The 16,413-nt window shown below is 71.9% G+C and carries 13 protein-coding genes; 4 read left to right on the top strand and 9 right to left on the bottom strand.

Annotated elements, in window-relative coordinates; genetic code table 11:
* Positions 1 to 189 precede the first annotated feature (189 nt).
* Positions 190 to 1,764, bottom strand: coding sequence for a sugar transferase (locus tag B7C62_24210; protein ID ARF74992.1), 1,575 nt, complete (start codon positions 1,762 to 1,764; stop codon positions 190 to 192).
* 282 nt (positions 1,765 to 2,046) lie between these two features.
* On the opposite strand from B7C62_24210, the gene B7C62_24205 reads away from it, so the two are divergent.
* The gene (locus B7C62_24205; GenBank protein ID ARF77354.1) at positions 2,047 to 4,161 is read left to right on the top strand and encodes a fibrillarin; all 2,115 of its coding nucleotides are present in this window, start codon (positions 2,047 to 2,049) and stop codon (positions 4,159 to 4,161) included.
* Positions 4,162 to 4,220: 59 nt separating this feature from the next.
* The gene (locus B7C62_24200) at positions 4,221 to 4,937 is read left to right on the top strand and encodes a hypothetical protein (protein ARF74991.1); all 717 of its coding nucleotides are present in this window, start codon (positions 4,221 to 4,223) and stop codon (positions 4,935 to 4,937) included.
* A 23-nt stretch (positions 4,938 to 4,960) separates the two neighbouring features.
* Here the strand turns inward: B7C62_24200 and B7C62_24195 are convergent, their stop codons facing one another.
* From B7C62_24195 to B7C62_24170, 6 genes are all read right to left on the bottom strand, one after another.
* Complete coding sequence (locus tag B7C62_24195) at positions 4,961 to 7,561, bottom strand: PAS sensor protein (protein ARF74990.1); 2,601 nt, start codon at positions 7,559 to 7,561, stop codon at positions 4,961 to 4,963.
* A 160-nt stretch (positions 7,562 to 7,721) separates the two neighbouring features.
* Positions 7,722 to 8,210, bottom strand: coding sequence for a hypothetical protein (locus B7C62_24190; protein ARF74989.1), 489 nt, complete (start codon positions 8,208 to 8,210; stop codon positions 7,722 to 7,724).
* Between the two features lie 252 nt (positions 8,211 to 8,462).
* Positions 8,463 to 8,864 (bottom strand): DNA mismatch repair protein MutT, encoded by a 402-nt coding sequence (locus B7C62_24185; GenBank protein ARF74988.1) that lies wholly within the window; start codon positions 8,862 to 8,864, stop codon positions 8,463 to 8,465.
* A gap of 143 nt (positions 8,865 to 9,007) precedes the next feature.
* Positions 9,008 to 9,208 (bottom strand): hypothetical protein, encoded by a 201-nt coding sequence (locus B7C62_24180; protein ID ARF74987.1) that lies wholly within the window; start codon positions 9,206 to 9,208, stop codon positions 9,008 to 9,010.
* Positions 9,209 to 9,431: 223 nt separating this feature from the next.
* Positions 9,432 to 10,184, bottom strand: a complete 753-nt coding sequence (locus B7C62_24175) for a GntR family transcriptional regulator (protein ID ARF74986.1) — start codon at positions 10,182 to 10,184, stop codon at positions 9,432 to 9,434.
* Positions 10,171 to 10,614 (bottom strand): hypothetical protein, encoded by a 444-nt coding sequence (locus B7C62_24170; protein ARF74985.1) that lies wholly within the window; start codon positions 10,612 to 10,614, stop codon positions 10,171 to 10,173. Before B7C62_24170 ends, B7C62_24175 begins: the two co-directional genes overlap by 14 nt.
* Before the next feature lie 17 nt (positions 10,615 to 10,631).
* Between B7C62_24170 and B7C62_24165 the strand changes: the two genes are divergently transcribed.
* Positions 10,632 to 12,035, top strand: a complete 1,404-nt coding sequence (locus B7C62_24165; GenBank protein ARF74984.1) for a glycosyl hydrolase — start codon at positions 10,632 to 10,634, stop codon at positions 12,033 to 12,035.
* Between the two features lie 82 nt (positions 12,036 to 12,117).
* On the opposite strand, the gene B7C62_24160 is transcribed toward B7C62_24165, so the two are convergent.
* Together B7C62_24160 and B7C62_24155 are read right to left on the bottom strand one after the other, a co-directional pair.
* Positions 12,118 to 13,716 (bottom strand): serine protease, encoded by a 1,599-nt coding sequence (locus B7C62_24160; protein ID ARF74983.1) that lies wholly within the window; start codon positions 13,714 to 13,716, stop codon positions 12,118 to 12,120.
* A gap of 434 nt (positions 13,717 to 14,150) precedes the next feature.
* Positions 14,151 to 15,029, bottom strand: a complete 879-nt coding sequence (locus B7C62_24155) for a MerR family transcriptional regulator (GenBank protein ARF74982.1) — start codon at positions 15,027 to 15,029, stop codon at positions 14,151 to 14,153.
* Between the two features lie 59 nt (positions 15,030 to 15,088).
* On the opposite strand from B7C62_24155, the gene B7C62_24150 reads away from it, so the two are divergent.
* Entirely contained in the window at positions 15,089 to 16,315 is a 1,227-nt protein-coding gene (locus B7C62_24150) for an erythromycin esterase (protein ID ARF74981.1), read from the top strand.
* The last annotated feature ends 98 nt before the right edge of the window (positions 16,316 to 16,413 follow it).

Genomic DNA, 16,413 nt, shown 5'->3' with positions numbered 1-16,413 from the left:
GGGGGCGGGAGTCCTGGGGGCGTGCGTCGCGGGAGTGCTCGTCGCGGGAGCGTGCGTTCCGGGAGCGGTCGTCGCGGGGGGCTGAGCCGTGTCCCTGTTGCTCAGCCGTATCCCTGGCCGTACTCCCGGACGTGTCCCTCCGGCTCTCCGACACGGCGGATTCCGGGGTGCTGTCGGTCATCCGTCGTATCACCGTTCCTCGGAGGAGCGCACGGGGGTCTGGGGGGCCGCCGCCGAAGGGCGTGGGGGCGTCCGTGAGGAGAGGGGCCGGTCGGTCACCGGCCGGCCGGACAGCGGCTGGGCCGCCCGCTCCTGCACGGATGTCCCGGAGGCTCCGGAGGTCGCGGAGTTCTCGGGGGTCCCGGAAGACCGGGCGCGGCGGCCCGACATGATCGCCCAGCGGGCCAGCAGGAACGAGATCGGCGTGACGATGACCCCGGCCGCCAGCGCGGCCAGGTTCTTGTCCATCCCGAGACCACTGACCGCGCCGTAGAGCAGTGCTCCGGACGCCACCAGGTTGACCAGGCTGGAGAGGGGGAAGCGGACGAACGCGTGCCAGGTCGGTCGCGTCCGGCAGGTGACGTAGGAGTTGAGGAGGAACGAGCAGACGATGCTGACCGCGTACCCCAGCGCATGGGCCACGAGGTAGGGAATCCAGCGGTTGAGCGTGGCGTAGACACACAGGTAGACGGCGGTGTTCACGAAGCCGATGAGGACGAAGCTGCCGAACTGGCGCGCCGTACGGGAACGGGTGGAGGGGGCGGGCCGCTCGCCGGGCCCGCCGATCACCAGCTGCCCGGACGGTACGCGGTGGTGGCGGCCCGGCAGGGTCCGGCAGGTCGCATCGGTCTCCCGCACCACGTACGGCGGGCGGTGTTTCGTCTCGTGGTAGATGCGGCCCACGTACTCGCCGATCACCCCCAGGGTGACCAGCTGGATGCCGCTCAGCGCGACGACGGCGGTGAGGAGGGTCGCGTACCCCGGGGTGTCCGCGCCGTGCAGGACCACGGTGACCACCGTCCACAGCGCGTACGCCAGGGCCGAGACGAAGACCCAGAAGCCGGTGTAGATGGCGAGGCGGAGGGGGCGGTTGTTGAAGGAGAGGAGCCCGTCGATGCCGTAGTTCAGCAGCCGTCTGCTCCCCCACTTCGACCGGCCGGCCGCCCGCTCGCTGTTGCGGTAGCGGAAGCTGACGGTGTCGAAACCGATCCAGGAGAAGATCCCCTTGGAGAAGCGGTTGCTCTCGGGCAGGGAGAGGACGCTCGCCACGGCCCGCCGGGAGAGCAGCCGGAAGTCGCCGGAGCCGTCGATCAGCTCCACGTCCATGCACCGCCGCACCAGGGCGTAGTACGTGTGGCTGAGCGTGGCGCGCACCACGCCCTCGCCCGCCCGGTCGCGGCGCGGGATGACCTGGTCGTAGCCGTGCCGGTGCAGTTCGAGCATGCGGGGGATCAGCTCGGGCGGGTGCTGGAGGTCGGCGTCCATGATGACCACCGCCGCGCCGCGCGACATGCGCAGTCCGGCGAGCATGGCGGCCTCCTTGCCGAAGTTGCGGCTGAAGGCGGTGTAGTGGACCCGGTCGTCGCGCAGGGCGAGGGTGGCGAGGAGTTCCCGGGTGGCGTCGCTGCTGCCGTCGTCCACGTAGCAGACCTCGAAGGGGGTGGAGAGCCCTTCGAGGACGGTGAGCAGGGCGGTGTGGAAGGTGTCGAGCACCTCGGCCTCGTTGAAGCACGGCACGACGACGGAGAGCTGAAGGCCGGTCATGTGACATCTCCAGGCTTCGGCCGGGTCACCCACGTGGGGCCTGTCTTGTTGCGGTTTCTCTACATTTGCCCATCAGGCGGAGGGGGCCGGGGCTTCCGAGCCCGGACGCGCGGGCCGCCGCGCCCTTTCATCCGAACAGCGCAGACCCGTACGGGAGGGGTGCCGAAGCTCCGGTCGCGGGGGCCAGAACCCGGACATAGCCTCACGAACGTGACGCCATTCGTGGACCGAAACTGGCGCGCCGCGCCCGGCAGGGCCCTGCGCGGGCCCCTGGGCAGGGCCCTGCTCACCGGCCTGCTCGCCACGCTCCTCGCCCTGGGCTGGCTCGCGCTCCCCGGGGCGGCGGGCGCCCGGGCCGACGACCCCGTGGAGCTCTCCCGGGACGGCCAGATCACCGACCGGACCGGCGCCCTCCAGGGCCGTACGGACGCGGTGGAGGACGCTCTCGACCGGCTGTACGCGGAGCGGCGCATCCAGCTCTTCGTCGTGTACGTACGCGATTTCTCCGGACGCTCCGGGCAGACCTGGAGCGACGAGACCGCCGACCGCAACGGGCTGGGCCAGGACGACGTGCTGCTCTCCGTCGCCACCCGCGCCCGTCAGTACGCCTACTCCGTGGACGCGGACTCCCGGCTCACCGACGAGCAGCTGCGGGAGGTGGCGTCCACCGCGATCGAGCCCGCGCTGCGGGAGAACGACTGGGCGGGGGCGGCGATCGGGGCGGCGGACGGGTACGTCTCCGTACTGGCCGGACGCCCGGTGACCGCCCCCGCCATCACCCCCGGCCCGGCCGACCCCGGTTCGGGCGCCTCCGGACCCTCCGGCGCGGGCGACTTCCTGCTGCCGGTGGCCGTCGTCGGGGGCGCGGGGGCGCTCGCCGTGTTCGCGTACACCCGGCGCAAGCGGCGCTCGGGGACCCGTACCACCCCCGCCGCGACCGGCTGGGGGCGGCCGTCGGAGGGGCCGGTGCCCCTGGAGGAGCTGGACGCGCGGGCGAAGCAGGTGCTGGTGGACACCGATGACGCGGTGCGTACCAGCGAGGAGGAACTCGGCTTCGCGACCGCCCAGTTCGGGGAGGAGGCGGCGAAGCCCTTCACCGAGGCGGTCGCACGGGCCAAGGACGAGCTGACGCGGTCGTTCCGGTTGCGCCAGGAGCTCGACGACGCCTTCCCCGAGGACGACGCGACCCGCCGCCGGATGCTGGAGGAGATCCTCACCCGGTGCACGGCGGCCGACGAGGGGCTCGACGCCGTCGCGGAGGACTTCGACCGGCTGCGTGCCCTGGAACGCAACGCTCCGGAGGCCCTGACCGGCGTCGAGACCACGTTCCGTACGCTCACCGGGCGCGTCCCGGCGGCGGAGAGCGCGGTGGCGGGGATGCGCGAGCGGTACGGGGACGGGGCCGCCGCCCCCGTCGCGGGCGCCGTCGGGCAGGCCGAGGACCGGCTCGCCTTCGCCGCCTCCGCCCTGGACCAGGCCCGCCAGGCGGTGGACGGCGCCGACTACGCCCGGGCCGCCGTCTATATCCGGGCCGCCGAGGGCGCGGTCGGGCAGGCGGGGACCCTCGTCGACGCGGTGGACCGGCGCTCGGCGGAGCTGGCCGAGGCCGCCGGGAAGCTGCCCGCCGCCCTCACCGAGACGGAGACCGACCTCGCCGACGCGCGCGGCCTCCTCGAAGGGACCACCGCCGCCACCTCCACCGCCGACCTGCGGGGCCGGACCGCCCGCGCGGAGGCCGTACTCACCGACGTACGGGAGGCGATGGCCACAGGCCCGTACGACCCGGTCGACGCGCTGCGCCGGGTCGAGGAGGCGGACGCGGCCCTGGACGAGGCGCTCGCCGGGGCGCGGGAGCGGGAGGAGGGCGGCCGGCGGGCCCGCTCGCTCCTCGATCAGGCGATGCTGACCGCCCGCTCCGCGATCGGGGCGGCGGCCGACTACATCACCACCCACCGGGGCGCGGTCGGCGCCCCGGCCCGCACCCGCCTCGCGGAGGCCCAGCGGCGCTGGGAGCGGGCCGGGGAGCTGGCCGCCGCCGACGCCCAGGGCGCGCTGGCCGAGGCGCAGCAGGCGGACGCGCTGGCCCGGCAGGCGCTGGAGCTGGCCGCGCAGGACGTACGGGACTTCCAGGGGCCGGGAGGTCCGGGCGGCTTCGGCGGTCCCGGCGGAACGCGGGGCGGGGGCGGGGGCGGCATGGGCGGGGCGGTGCTGGGCGGGATCATCCTCGGCGGGCTGTTCGGGGGCGGCGGGGGTGGCCGGGGCGGTTACGGGGGCGGGTTCGGGGGCGGCAGGTCCGGGGGGTTCGGCGGCGGGCGGTCCGGAGGGTTCGGTGCCGGGCCGGGCAGTTTCGGCGGGGGCGGTACGCGGGGGCGCCGGGGCGGAGGCGGGCGCTTCTGAACGACTTTCCCTCGTCCCCTCATCCGTACGAACGATCTCGATTCCCAAGGAGCCGTGCCATGACCAAGCAGACGATCCTCGGCCGCGTCACCCAGCTCGCCAAGGCCAACATCAACGCTCTCCTCGACCAGGCGGAGGACCCGCAGAAGATGCTGGACCAGCTGATCCGCGACTACACCAGCAACATCGCGGAGGCCGAGCAGGCGGTGGCCGCGACCATCGGCAGCCTCCGGCTGATGGAGCAGGACCACAAGGAGGACGTGGAGGCGGCGGCCGAGTGGGGCGGCAAGGCGCTGGCCGCCAGCCGCAAGGCGGACGAGCTGCGCGGGGCGGGGTCGGTGGCGGAGGCTGACAAGTTCGACAACCTGGCCAAGGTGGCGCTCGGCCGTCAGCTCCAGTCGGAGCAGGAGGCGAAGACGGCCGCGCCGACGATCGCCTCGCAGAGCGAGGTGGTGGAGAAGCTGAAGTCGGGGCTGGACCAGATGAAGGCCAAGCTGTCCGAGCTGAAGGCCAAGCGCGACGAGCTGGTGGCGCGCGCCAAGTCGGCGCAGGCGCAGAACCAGATGATGGACGCGGTGAAGAACATCGACGTCCTCGACCCGACGAGCGAGCTCAGCCGGTTCGAGGACAAGGTGCGGCGCGAGGAAGCGAAGGCCCTGGGCAAGCAGGAGCTGGCCGCCTCCTCGCTGGACGCGCAGTTCGAGCAGCTGGACAGCCTGGGCGCCAGCGCGGAGGTGGAGGCCCGGCTCGCGGCCCTGAAGGCGGGCGCCTCGTAACGTACGCCCCGCCTCCCGTCGGCTCAGTACATGCTCAGCAGCTGCTCCACCGAGAGCTCCGCGGCCGGTGCCCCGTCCGGCAGGGCCAGTTCGAACCAGACGGTCTTGCCGCGCGGGGTGCGGCGCGAGCCCCAGGCGGCGCTGAGCAGCCCGACCAGTTGCAGCCCGCGCCCGCCCTCGTCGGTGTCGCGGGCCCGGCGGCGGCGCGGCTGGACGAGTCCGGCGTCCCACACCTCGCAGACCAGGGTGCGGTCGCGCAGCAGCCGGAGCCTGATCTCGCCCTCGCCGTAGCGCAGGGCGTTGGTGACCAGCTCGCTGACGAGGAGTTCGGTGGTGTCGACCAGGTCGTCCAGGTCCCAGGACATGAGCTGGGAGCGGGCCAGTTCGCGGGCGCGGCCCACCGAGCGGGGTTCGCGCGGCAGCGTCCAGTCCCCCACCGCCTCGCCGGGCAGCCCCTGGATACGGGCCATCAGCAGGGCGATGTCGTCCTCGCCGTGCCGGGTGTCGAGCGTGGAGAGGACGAAGTCGCAGGCGTCCTCCAGCGGCATCTGCGGTCCGGTCAGCACGGAGCGCAGGGCGTCCAGGCCCTCGTCGAGGGTCTGGTCACGGGATTCGACGAGCCCGTCGGTGTAGAGGGTGAGCAGGGCGTTCTCGGCGAGCTCGACCTCCACCTCCTCGAACGGTTCGCCGCCCACCCCCAGCGGCATCCCCGGCGGTACGTCGATGAGCCGGGCGGGCCTGCCGGGCTCGACCACGGCCGGGGGGAGGTGCCCGGCGTTGGCGAACGTACAGCGTCGGGTGACCGGGTCGTAGACCGCGTAGACGCAGGTGGCGAGGTACACCTCGGAGAGGTCCGCCTCGCGGGACTTCTGCGCGGCACGGGAGGGCCACTGGGCTCCCCCGCTGCCGCCGAGCCCTTCGGAGCGTTCGCCGCCGCCCGGGGAGCCGAGGCCGCGCGCCACCTCGTCCAGGGCGGAGAGCACTTCGGCGGGTTCCAGGTCTAGCAGGGCCAACGTGCGGACGGCGGTGCGGAGTTCGCCCATGGCGACGGCGGCCCGCAGACCCCGGCCCATGACGTCGCCGACGACCAGGGCGGTGCGGTGGCCGGGGAGTTCGATGACGTCGAACCAGTCGCCGCCGACCTCGGTGGCGGTGTTGCCGGGGAGGTAGCGGCAGGCGATGTCGAGTCCGGCGGCCTCGGGGTCGCCCGGGGGCAGCAGGCTGCGCTGGAGGATCAGGGCGCGTTCGTGCTCGCGGCGGTAGAGGCGGGCGTTGTCGATGCAGACGGCGGCGCGGGCGGCCAGCTCGGTGGCGAGCGCCCGGTCGCGCTCCCCGAAGGGCTCGCTCCCCTTCGTACGGGAGAACTGGACGAGGCCGACGACGGTGTCGTGGGCGACCATCGGCACGGCGAGCGTCGACTGCACGAACCCCATGTCGTCGCCGGGGACCGCCTCGACATGGCCCGAGCGCAGGGCCGCCGCGCACGGGGAGCCGAACGGGAAGCGGTGGACCGAGCCGAGCGCGGGCGGCAGGTCGTCGGGGCCCGGGGCGCCGCTGCCCGCCACGGCGGTCGGCAGGGCGTCGGCGACGGCGCTGGCGTGGGCGACCCGGCGCAGCTCGGCCGAGCCGCCGGCGGACTCGCGGTGGGCGGGTGCCCAGGAGCCGGGGGCGGCCTCCTCGCCGGTGAGCAGCCCTTGGTAGAGGTCGACGGCGGCCAGGTCGCAGAAGCCGGGGACGGCCACGTCGAGGAGCTCGCGGGCGGTGGTCTCCAGGTCGAGCGAGTTGCCGATGCGGGCGCTGGCCTCGTTGAGGAGGGCGAGGTTGCGGCGGGCGCTGGCGGCCTCGCGGGCGGCGATGTGGCGGCGGGTGACGTCGGTGGCGAGGCCCGCGACTCCGACGGGGCGGCCGGAGCCGCTGTGCACCCGGTAGAGGTTCATGGACCAGTGGCGGCGGCCGGTCTCGCCGGGGGTGGGGCCGACCAGCTGGAGGTCGGTGACGGACTCTCCGGTCTCCAGGACGCGTTTCAGTGTGGCGGAGAGCCGGTCGGCCTCGGGGCCGGGGAGGTAGTCGTCGACCGTACGGCCCCGGTGGTCTTCGGCGGCGCCGCCGAAGACGGTGGCGAAGCGCTGGTTGGCCCGGACGACGGTGAAGTCCGTACCGAACAGCACGAAGCCGAAGGGAGATTGGCCGAATATGGCCTGCGAGGCGGCGAGGTCGGTCTCGATCCTCCGCAACGCCCGGACGTCCACGACGATACAGAGCGCGGCCCGCTCGCCCTCCGCCGTCTCACTGGGCATCACATAGACCTCGGCGAGCCCGTGCGCACCGCCCTCGCCCGGCATCCGGAACGGGACCAGACCCGTCCACTCCTTGCCGTCCAGGATCTCGCCGACCCTCCGGTGGCCGTCCGAGCGCAGCTCGGCGGGCATGAACGCCTCGACCGGGTCACGCCCGATCGCCTCGTCGGCGGCCATGCCGAAGAGGCCGGCGGCCCGGCGGCTCCACTGCTCGATCAGACCGTCGGCCCCGATCGAGAAGGAGGCGACCCTGATGTAGTCGTAGATCGAGCCGGGCGGACTGCTCTGCCACACGACGTCGCCCGTTGTCCCAGGTATTTCGCTCACGCGACCGTCCCCTCCAGCTCACACACCGGACCGGTCCTGCCCGCAGTATTCAGCACTACGGCCCCGACCGACACGGCGTTCACGATCACAGCAAGGTCTCAGTACCTTTCAGCCAGGTTCTGCCCGACCTCTGGTGATCGCTGTGCGTCCCTCCCCTCTCCTAACCAGGGAGAGCGAGCTCGAACCACACCGTCTTGCCGCTTTTTCCGCGACGAGTCCCCCAACGGCGTGCGGAACAGGCCACGAGCTGGAGTCCCCGGCCCCCCTCGTCGTCCGGTCCCGCACGGCGTTCGGTGGGTGCGTCCGGAAGCGGATCGGAGACTTCCACCAGCAGGCCGGGGGCGGTGGGCGGGCGGGCGGCGGCGAGCCGGAGATCGGTGGAGAAGTCCCCGGTCAGCTCACCGGACCCGTTGCTCCCGGCGTCCGGATGCGAACGTTCCAGCCGTACGCCGATGGGGCCCGAGGCGTACCGGAGGGAGTTGGTCACCAGCTCGCTGACCAGCAGGACGGTCATGTCGCCGACCGACGAGTCCAGGCCCCAGCAGTGCAGGGCGTCACGGACGGCGTGCCGGGCGCTGCGCACGGAACCCGGTTCGGCCGGGAAGGTCCACTCGGCGCAGTCGCCTTCGGTCTCGATCACGCCGATCACTTCCCAGGGCCGGCCACGGGCTCACCCATAGATAAATGGGGACTAAACAGCCCATACCCACCATTTATTGGTTACTACCGCGCCGGGGTGGGTTTGGTGCAGACGGGCGTACGGGCGCGGAGCGCCGCAGGGCGCGGGCTACATAGAGGGCCGGACCGCCGCAGGGTGCGGGCCGCGTACGGGGCCGGACCGCCGCAGAGCGCGGACCAGCGCGGTTCGCCCGCGGCGATCAGCACAGTTCGCGCGCGGCGATCAGCGCAGTTCGCCCGCGGCTTCGAGATCGTCGAAGAGCAGCTGGTCCACCGGGGGCACCAGAGGCCGGTCGGCGTAGGTGAACCACGCCACCTCCTCGATCTCACTGCTCGCGGCCAGCGTCCCGCGATAGTCGGCGTAGTAGCAGCTCATCCGTACGAGGGGGGCACCCGGACCGTCATGGGCGTGCGCCTCGTACGTACCGGCGTGCACGACGCTCTCCCGGACCAGGCCGACCGTCAGCTCCTCCTCGATCTCGCGCAGGAGGGTCTCCAGGTCGGTCTCGGCGCCCTCGCGCTTGCCGCCCGGGATGTAGAAGACGTCCTTGCCCTTGGGCCGGGCGCAGAGAATCCTGCCGTTCTCGATCCGCACCCATGCCACCGTGTCGATCAGCACCGACATCACCGCTCCGCCCTGCCCTCGTTCGCCGCGTCCGGAACGCTCATACCGGACGGGCGGGACCCTACCGCCTGCGCGGCAGGGTCCCGGAACGCGGAGGTGGGCGGTGGCGGGCAGCGGCGGGCCGGGCAGGCCGCGGTGGGCCCTCAGGGGCGCCCGCCCTGGCCCATGCGCTCCACCCGGTACACCTGGCGGTGCTTGCGGTCGTCCAGGCCGTCGGCGACCTTCTGGGCCTCGGCCTGTGTGGCATATCTGCCGACGCGGTAGCGGTTGCCGCTGTCGTCCTGCCGTATCACCAGCCACGGGAGCACGGCGCCGCTGTCGCTCATCGTGTCGCTCCCCCGCATGTCGCCCCTCTCTCCACCGGCGTGCACGTCTCTAAGCATCCCCAGGAAACCGCAGTACGCATATGCCCGAGCGTACGCCTGACCTTCACTCAGCGCAGGCGTCTTTACACAAAGAGGTACGCATCCGGCCATGCCGAAGGGGGCGCATCCGCTGGATGCGCCCCCTTCTCGACCTCATCGGCCCTGCTCGCGGCGGAGCGGACCGGCCCGACGGGGCGTCAACTCATCTGACCGGCAAGTGGTAAGCGACCCGGTAGCGATCGGCGGGCACCACGACGTCGGCGGTCTCCACCGCGCGCCCCGAGGCGTAGTACGTACGCCCGATCACGATGACCACATGGCCCGGCACCCCGCCGAGCGCGAGGAGTTCCTCCGCGAGCCCCGGGCGCGCGCCGACCTCCTCGGCCACGTTGTCCACGACGATGTCGATCGCCGCCATCCGGTCGACCACCCCGCAGCCGCCCAGCGGACCCTCCTCAGGGAGCATCACCGGCGTACGCCCGGTGACAGAGAGGGGCTCCCAGGAAGTGGAGAGCATGATCGGTTCTCCCGCCTCCCGGAACACGTAGTGCGTCCGCATGACCCGGTCGCCCGGCTCGATGCCGAGCCGCTCGGCGATCTCGGCGCTCGCCCCCTCCTGCTCGCTGCGGGACTCCCAGGTCCCGCGCACCCCGTCGGCGGTCTGCTCCTGGCGGAACGGGCTGGCGCCCTTCTCGGGGCGGTACCCGGAGCGGGCGATCATGCGGGGGACGGGGCGCTCGCGCACGTACGTACCGGAGCCGGAGCGGCCCTCGACCAGCCCCTCGGCCATCAGGACCTTCCGCGCCTCCAGGGCGACGGTGTCCGATACCCCGTACTCCTCCCGGATGCGGGCCTGCGACGGCAGGCGGGTATGGGGCGGCAGCGCGCCGTTCACGATCTTCTCTCGCAGATCGCTCGCCACGCGCAGATAGGCGGGCTGCTCACCGAAAGTCACAGGCCACTCCCAACAGGTTGACAGTCTGCAACAGCCTGACAACCGTGGGTTGCGCACCGCAAGCATGGGCCAGAGTTTCACTCAATGTGATGACACTGCGGTGGATCATGCATGGATCGGCCACGAGCGCCAGAGCGGTTACCGGCCATTCCCCGCCCCGCACCCACTCCACGCCCACTCCGTGCCCGCACCCGAACGCGCCCCGGACCCGCCCGGGCCCGCCCCGAATCTGCCCCGAATCCCCCCGAACGACACTGCCACCGGCACCACCACCGGCACCGCCGCGGAGACCACCCCCGAGGCCACCGTCGAGACCGTCACCGAGACCACAACTCCCCGCCCCTTGACCGTTTTTGGTCCAGACCAATACCTTCCTGTGCACAGCACGGCTCCCGATCTCCTTCCCGATGTCCTTCCCGCACCGGATCACGCACAGGAACGAGCCTCATGCGTCGAAAGAACCTCTCCCGACTGACCATCGCCGGAGTCGCCCTCGCCCTGGTGGCGGGTGCCGCCCCGGCCGCGACGGCCGGCAGCGACCGCGGCCAGAGCAGCGGCGGCGACCGCTCCAAGGGCCACCACCGCCCCGCCTACAAGAACATCGGCTACTTCACCCAGTGGGGCGTCTACGGGCGCGACTTCCAGGTCAACGACCTCCAGACCAGCGGGTCCGCGGCCAAGCTGACCCACATCAACTACGCCTTCGGCAACGTCAGCGCCGAGGGCAAGTGCTTCACCGGCAACATCGCCGGTCAGGCCGACGCCTGGGCCGACTACGCCCGCCCGCTCGACGCGGCGAACTCGGTGGACGGCGTCGCCGACACCGACACCCAGCCGCTCGCGGGCAACTTCAACCAGCTCCGCAAGCTGAAGGCCAAGAACCCCGGCCTCAAGGTCATGATCTCGCTCGGCGGCTGGAGCTGGTCCACCCACTTCTCCGACTCGGTGCGCACGGCGGCCTCCCGCAAGGCGCTCGTCGCCTCCTGCATCGACCTGTACATCAAGGGCGACCTGCCGGTGGACGGGGCGCGCGGCGGCAAGGGAGCGGCGGCCGGCGTCTTCGACGGGATCGACGTCGACTGGGAGTGGCCCGGCTCACCGGCCAACGAGGGCACGGTCTTCCGCCCGGAGGACAAGAAGAACTTCACCGCGCTGATCAGCGAGTTCCGCAAGCAGCTCGACGCGTACGCGAAGAGCGAGGCGAAGGCCAAGGCGAAGAAGGGCAAGGGCCACGGCCACCACAAGCCGAAGCCCAAGCACTACGACCTGTCGGCGTACGTCCCCGCCAACCCGAAGGCGATCGACGCGGGCTTCGACGTGAAGCGCCTCATGAAGGACTTCGACTTCGTCAACCTTCAGGGCTACGACTACCACGTCTCGGGCGAGAAGAAGACGGCCCAGCAGTCGGCGCTGTACGCGAAGAACGACTTCAGCGTGGACCAGACCGTACGGGACTGGGTGAAGCGCGGCGCCCCCAAGAGCAAGCTTGTGGTGGGCATGCCGACGTACGGGCAGGGCTGGACCGGAGTGAGCGGCGGCGGCAAGGGCCTCGGCCAGCCTGCCACCGGCCCGGCTCCGGCCACCTGGGCGAACGGCTACGAGGACTACAAGGTTCTGAAGAAGCTGGCCCAGTCGGGCACGTTCAAGGTCCACCGGGACACCAAGAACGGCCACGCCTGGCTCTTCGACGGCACCACGCTGTGGACGTACGACGACCCGCAGGTGCTGCGCGCCAAGACCTCGTACATCCGGGACAAGGGCCTGGCCGGTGCGATGTTCTGGTCGCTGGACGGGGACACGGAGGACGGTGAGCTGGTCAGCACGGTCCACCGCGGGCTGAACCGCCGCTAGCGGAAACGGGGTTGGGGCAGCCACGGGTCGTGGCTGCCCCAACCTCACGCGTCACTGGTTCGGTTCAGGTGCTGCGGCCGGTTCAGAAGTGCAGGCCCCAGCTGTTGATCCGGCCGGTGTCATACGTCCAGTTGTCCGTGACCCGGAGCTTCCAGGTGCCGTTGGCGGCGACCGAGGAGGCGTTGACCGTGTACGTGGTCACGATGTCGTCGGCGCTGCCGCCCGAGCCGAACGCCTTCAGGTTGAAGACCGTGCCGTTGGGAGCGACCAGGTCGATCTTCAGGTCACCGATGTAGGTGTGGGAGATGTTGACCGGAACCTTCAGCGCGGCCGGGGCGTTGCCGGTGATCCCGGTGACCGTCACCGGCGACTCGACCGTCGAGTTGTCGCGGATCGGGTAGCTCGTGGTGTTCTCGAACTTCTTGCCCGGGTCCGGGTCCGGCGGGTTGGTGCTGCCGGTGCCGACGTACAGCAGGCGGTTGGGCGAGCCGGTGCCCGGGTTGCCGACGACGCCGGTGGTGGCCGCCGCGACGAGACCGGCGGAGACCTGGGCGGGGGTCGAGCCCGGGTTGTCGGCGAGGTAGATGGCGGCGGCACCGGCGACGTGCGGGCTGGCCATCGACGTACCGGAGATGGTGTTCGTGGCGGTGTCGCTGGAGTTCCACGCCGAGGCGATGGAGGAACCGGGCGCGAAGAGGTCCACGACCGCACCGAAGTTGGAGAAGCTGGAGCGGGCGTCGGTGTTGGTCGTCGAGCCGACCGTGATGGCGTCGGCGACGCGCGCGGGGGACTTCGTGTTCGCGTTGGTCGACTCGTTGCCCGCCGCGACGGCGTAGGTGATGCCCGAGTTGATGGACCGCTGCACGGCCGCGTCGAGGACCGAGTCCGCGCCACCGCCGAGGCTCATGTTGGCGACGGCGGGCTTCACGGCGTTGGCCGTCACCCAGTCGATACCGGCGACGACCTGCGCGGTGGTGCCGGAGCCCTGGTTGTTGAGCACCCGGACGCCGACGATCTTCGCCTTCTTGGCGACCCCGTAGGCGGTGCCCGCGACAGTGCCCGCCACGTGGGTGCCGTGGCCGTGGCCGTCCTGCGCGACGTTGTCGTTGTCGATGGCGTCATAGCCGTTGAAGGCCCGGCCGCCGAAGTCGCTGTGGCTGATCCGCACCCCGGTGTCGATGACGTACGCGGTGACGCCCTCACCGGCCTTGTCGGGGTAGGTGTAGCGCTGGTCCAGCGGAAGGTTCCGCTGGTCGATGCGGTCCAGACCCCAGGACGGCGGGTTGGTCTGGGTGGCGTCGATCGTGAAGATACGGTTCTGCGAGACGGACGCGACGGCCGGGTCGGCGGCGAACCTCTTGGCCTCCGCGGCGGTGGCCTCGACCTCGTAGCCGTTGAGCGCCGCACGGTAGGTGCGCTCGATGCTCGCGCCGTACTTCTTCGCCAGGGCCTTGCCCTTGGCGGAGTCGGACTTCGCGGCGGAGTCCTTCAGCGTGACGATGTAGCTGCCGCTGACGGTGTCCGGGGCGCCCGCGTTCAGGATCACGCCTTCGGGTGCGCGGTCGGCCGCGGTCGCCGGGAGGGTACCGGCGGTGGCGAGGGCGACGGCGGCTGCGGTGGCTATGACGGTCGCCGCGGCAAGTCTTCGACGTGCATGGGGGGTGTGACGCATCACTGACATGTGAGGGGTCCTCCTCATAGGCGGTGCGCTGGTGGGGGGTGGTGCCGGAGCCGCGCGAGACTCCCGGCAGGGGCATGACAAATCAACCGTCCGAACGCCACGCTTTCTGCGTCGTCCGTGACCGGCATGCCCTGCTGCCAGCGAAAGATTGACCGATCCATGGCAAACCCACAAGGGTGCGTCGAGCCATGCCATACGCCCGCCATTCATCTGCCATATGCCTGACATCCGGCGGACGACGATCGTCCGGCACCGTGCCCGTGGCGGAACCCGCTCCCCCACTTCCGCCCCTGACCTGGCGCTGTCCGGTCGGCCGGAGAGCGGAGGCCCGGGCCCCGCGGCGGCCCGCCGGGCCCGCCCTGAACGCGCTTTCCGGGCGGGCCGATTCACCTGGACGTTACGAAGAGATCCTGAGAACCGCTCTGCTTTTCCGCTCACGCTCGCGCTTCTGGTCGTACTCGCGCCCCTTGCTCGCGCTTCTGCTCGTGCTCGTGCTCCTTGAGGTACGCGTCGAGCTTCGCGGAGCCGGTCAGCAGGGCCCGGCCACGGGTGGCGAGCCGGGAGCGCCAGTCGCCGAGAGCCGCCTCCAGGGGAGCGAGCCCGCCGGCCGCCCGGACCTGGTCGACAAGCGGGGCGATCTGCTCCAGGAGGTAGCCCCCGCGCCGGAGTTGATGGACCAGCCGGGCGTCCCGCACCTCGGCCTCACCGTACACGCGGTACCCGGTCAGCGGATCACGGCGGGGCCGGACCAGCCCGGCGGCCTCCCACTTGCGCAGGGTGGCGGGCCGGATGGAGAGCCGGTCGGCCAGGGGGCCGATGAAGGTGGGGGCCGCCGCTCGGCCGGGGGTCTGGCCTGGGCCATGGTCGGGGGCCTGGCCAGGACCCTGACCGGGGGCCTGGCCAGGGGCCTGGCCGGGGCTCCGGCCGGGGCCGCCCGGGGGTTCCGGTGCGCCGGGCCCCAGGTCGCGCAGCGCGTTCTCCACCGCCGACAGAGTGCGCCGGTCCTCCAGAAGCTGGGCGTGGCTCTCGTCGATGAGCCGGAACGCTTCCTCGGCCGCGCCCCGGTTCACCGCCCGCATGATGCCCGTCGCCGTCGGGTGGCCGTGGCCGGGGAGAAGGGCGAGGAACGTATCCAGGGCCTGGGCGTGCAGCGGGGAGTAGGTGCGGTAGCCGCTCTCCGTGCGCGCGGCGGCGGGGAGGATTCCGGCCTCCTCGTAGTTCCGTACGGCCTGGGTGGAGAGGCCGTGCGGACGGGCCAGATCGACCGGCCGGAGCCGTACCCATGGTTGAAGGTTTTCCCCTGCACTTCCCATGTTTCACGGCACCTCTGCGTAAAAGTCTCCATCGAGAGTTCAACGATACCGTTGAAGGCATGGTCACCGACATCGCGCACCTCACCCATGCCGTCGAAGCCTCCGCCGTGATGAAGCTGCTCCCGGCCCGACCCCATGTCCTCGCCCTGGGCGAGCCCACCCACGGCGAGGACACGTTGCTCGACGTACGCAACGAACTCTTCCGGCAACTCGTGGAGCAGGAGGGGTACCGGACGATCGCCGTCGAGAGCGACTGCCTGGCGGGCCTGCTCGTGGACACGTACGTCACCACGGGTGCCGGCACCTTGGACGAGGCCATGGCACACGGGTTCAGCCATGGGTTCGGCGCCTCCGCCGCCAACCGCGAACTCGTGCGCTGGGCAAGGGAGTACAACACCGGCCGCCCCGCCGCCGACCAGCTCCGCTTCGCCGGTTTCGACGCCCCGCTGGAGATGACGGGCGCCGCGAGCCCCCGGCAGGCGCTCACCGCCCTGCACACCTTCCTCACCTCCTGGCCGGACGCGGACGGCCTCGCGGACGGCCCCACCGGCAGCCTCCTGCCCTGCACCGCCGAGACGCTCGACGAGCTGCTCGGCGCGGACGACCGGTGGACCGGACCGGCCGCGCTGATGGACCCGTCCCGTTCCTGCGGCCGCTCCCCCGAGGCCGTACAACTCGCCCTCATCGCCCACGACTTGGTTTCCCTGCTCGATGAGCGGGCACCGCGTCTGATCGCGGCGGCCGGTCGGGAGGACTGGGACCGCGCCCGCCTCCACGGCCGCACCGCCACCGGTCTGCTGAGCTACCACGCCTGGCTGGCCGACACCACGCCCGCCCGGATGACCCGGCTGGTCTCCGTCCGGGACCGGATGATGGCCGAGAACCTCCTCGCCCTCGCCGCACGCGGCCCGGTCCTGGCCTTCGCCCACAACGCCCACCTCCAGCGAGAGAAGAGTTCGATGCGGATGGGCGGTGAGCGGCTGGAGTGGTGGAGCGCCGGATCGATCGTGAGCGCGCACCTGGGTCCGGCGTACGCCTTCCTCCCCACGGCCCTCGGCACGATCCGGCACCAAGGGGTGGACACCCCGCCGCCGGAGACGGTGGAGGGCCTCCTGTACGCGCTGCCGGAGGACCGTTTCCTCATCGACGCCCGCCGTCTGGCCGCCACCCTGGGCGATCCGCTGCCCGCGCCCCGTGTCTCGCCCTGGTTCGGCTACTTCGGCCTGGACCCGGCGCACCTGAAGGAGGCGGACGGGCTGGTCTTCGTCAGGGACGTACGGGGCTGAGAGTCGCATCGGGGGCTCAAGGCGTCGGCAGGGCCATCCGGCGGGCGTGTTCACGCCACCTTCGTACGGGCGGGCGTGCCGTACCACCCGGCTCCGCG

The organism is Kitasatospora albolonga (assembly GCA_002082585.1).
Lineage (GTDB): Bacteria > Actinomycetota > Actinomycetes > Streptomycetales > Streptomycetaceae > Streptomyces > Streptomyces stephensoniae.
This window is presented reverse-complemented; position numbering and strand designations above follow the sequence as displayed.

Coding starts and splice junctions, on each gene's coding strand:
- B7C62_24160 (ARF74983.1), bottom strand. CDS start 13,716: ATGTCAGTGATGCGTCACACCCCCCATGCACGTCGAAGACTTGCCGCG.
- B7C62_24180 (ARF74987.1), bottom strand. CDS start 9,208: ATGCGGGGGAGCGACACGATGAGCGACAGCGGCGCCGTGCTCCCGTGG.
- B7C62_24200 (ARF74991.1), top strand. CDS start 4,221: ATGACCAAGCAGACGATCCTCGGCCGCGTCACCCAGCTCGCCAAGGCC.
- B7C62_24185 (ARF74988.1), bottom strand. CDS start 8,864: ATGTCGGTGCTGATCGACACGGTGGCATGGGTGCGGATCGAGAACGGC.
- B7C62_24165 (ARF74984.1), top strand. CDS start 10,632: ATGCGTCGAAAGAACCTCTCCCGACTGACCATCGCCGGAGTCGCCCTC.
- B7C62_24210 (ARF74992.1), bottom strand. CDS start 1,764: ATGACCGGCCTTCAGCTCTCCGTCGTCGTGCCGTGCTTCAACGAGGCC.
- B7C62_24150 (ARF74981.1), top strand. CDS start 15,089: ATGGTCACCGACATCGCGCACCTCACCCATGCCGTCGAAGCCTCCGCC.
- B7C62_24155 (ARF74982.1), bottom strand. CDS start 15,029: ATGGGAAGTGCAGGGGAAAACCTTCAACCATGGGTACGGCTCCGGCCG.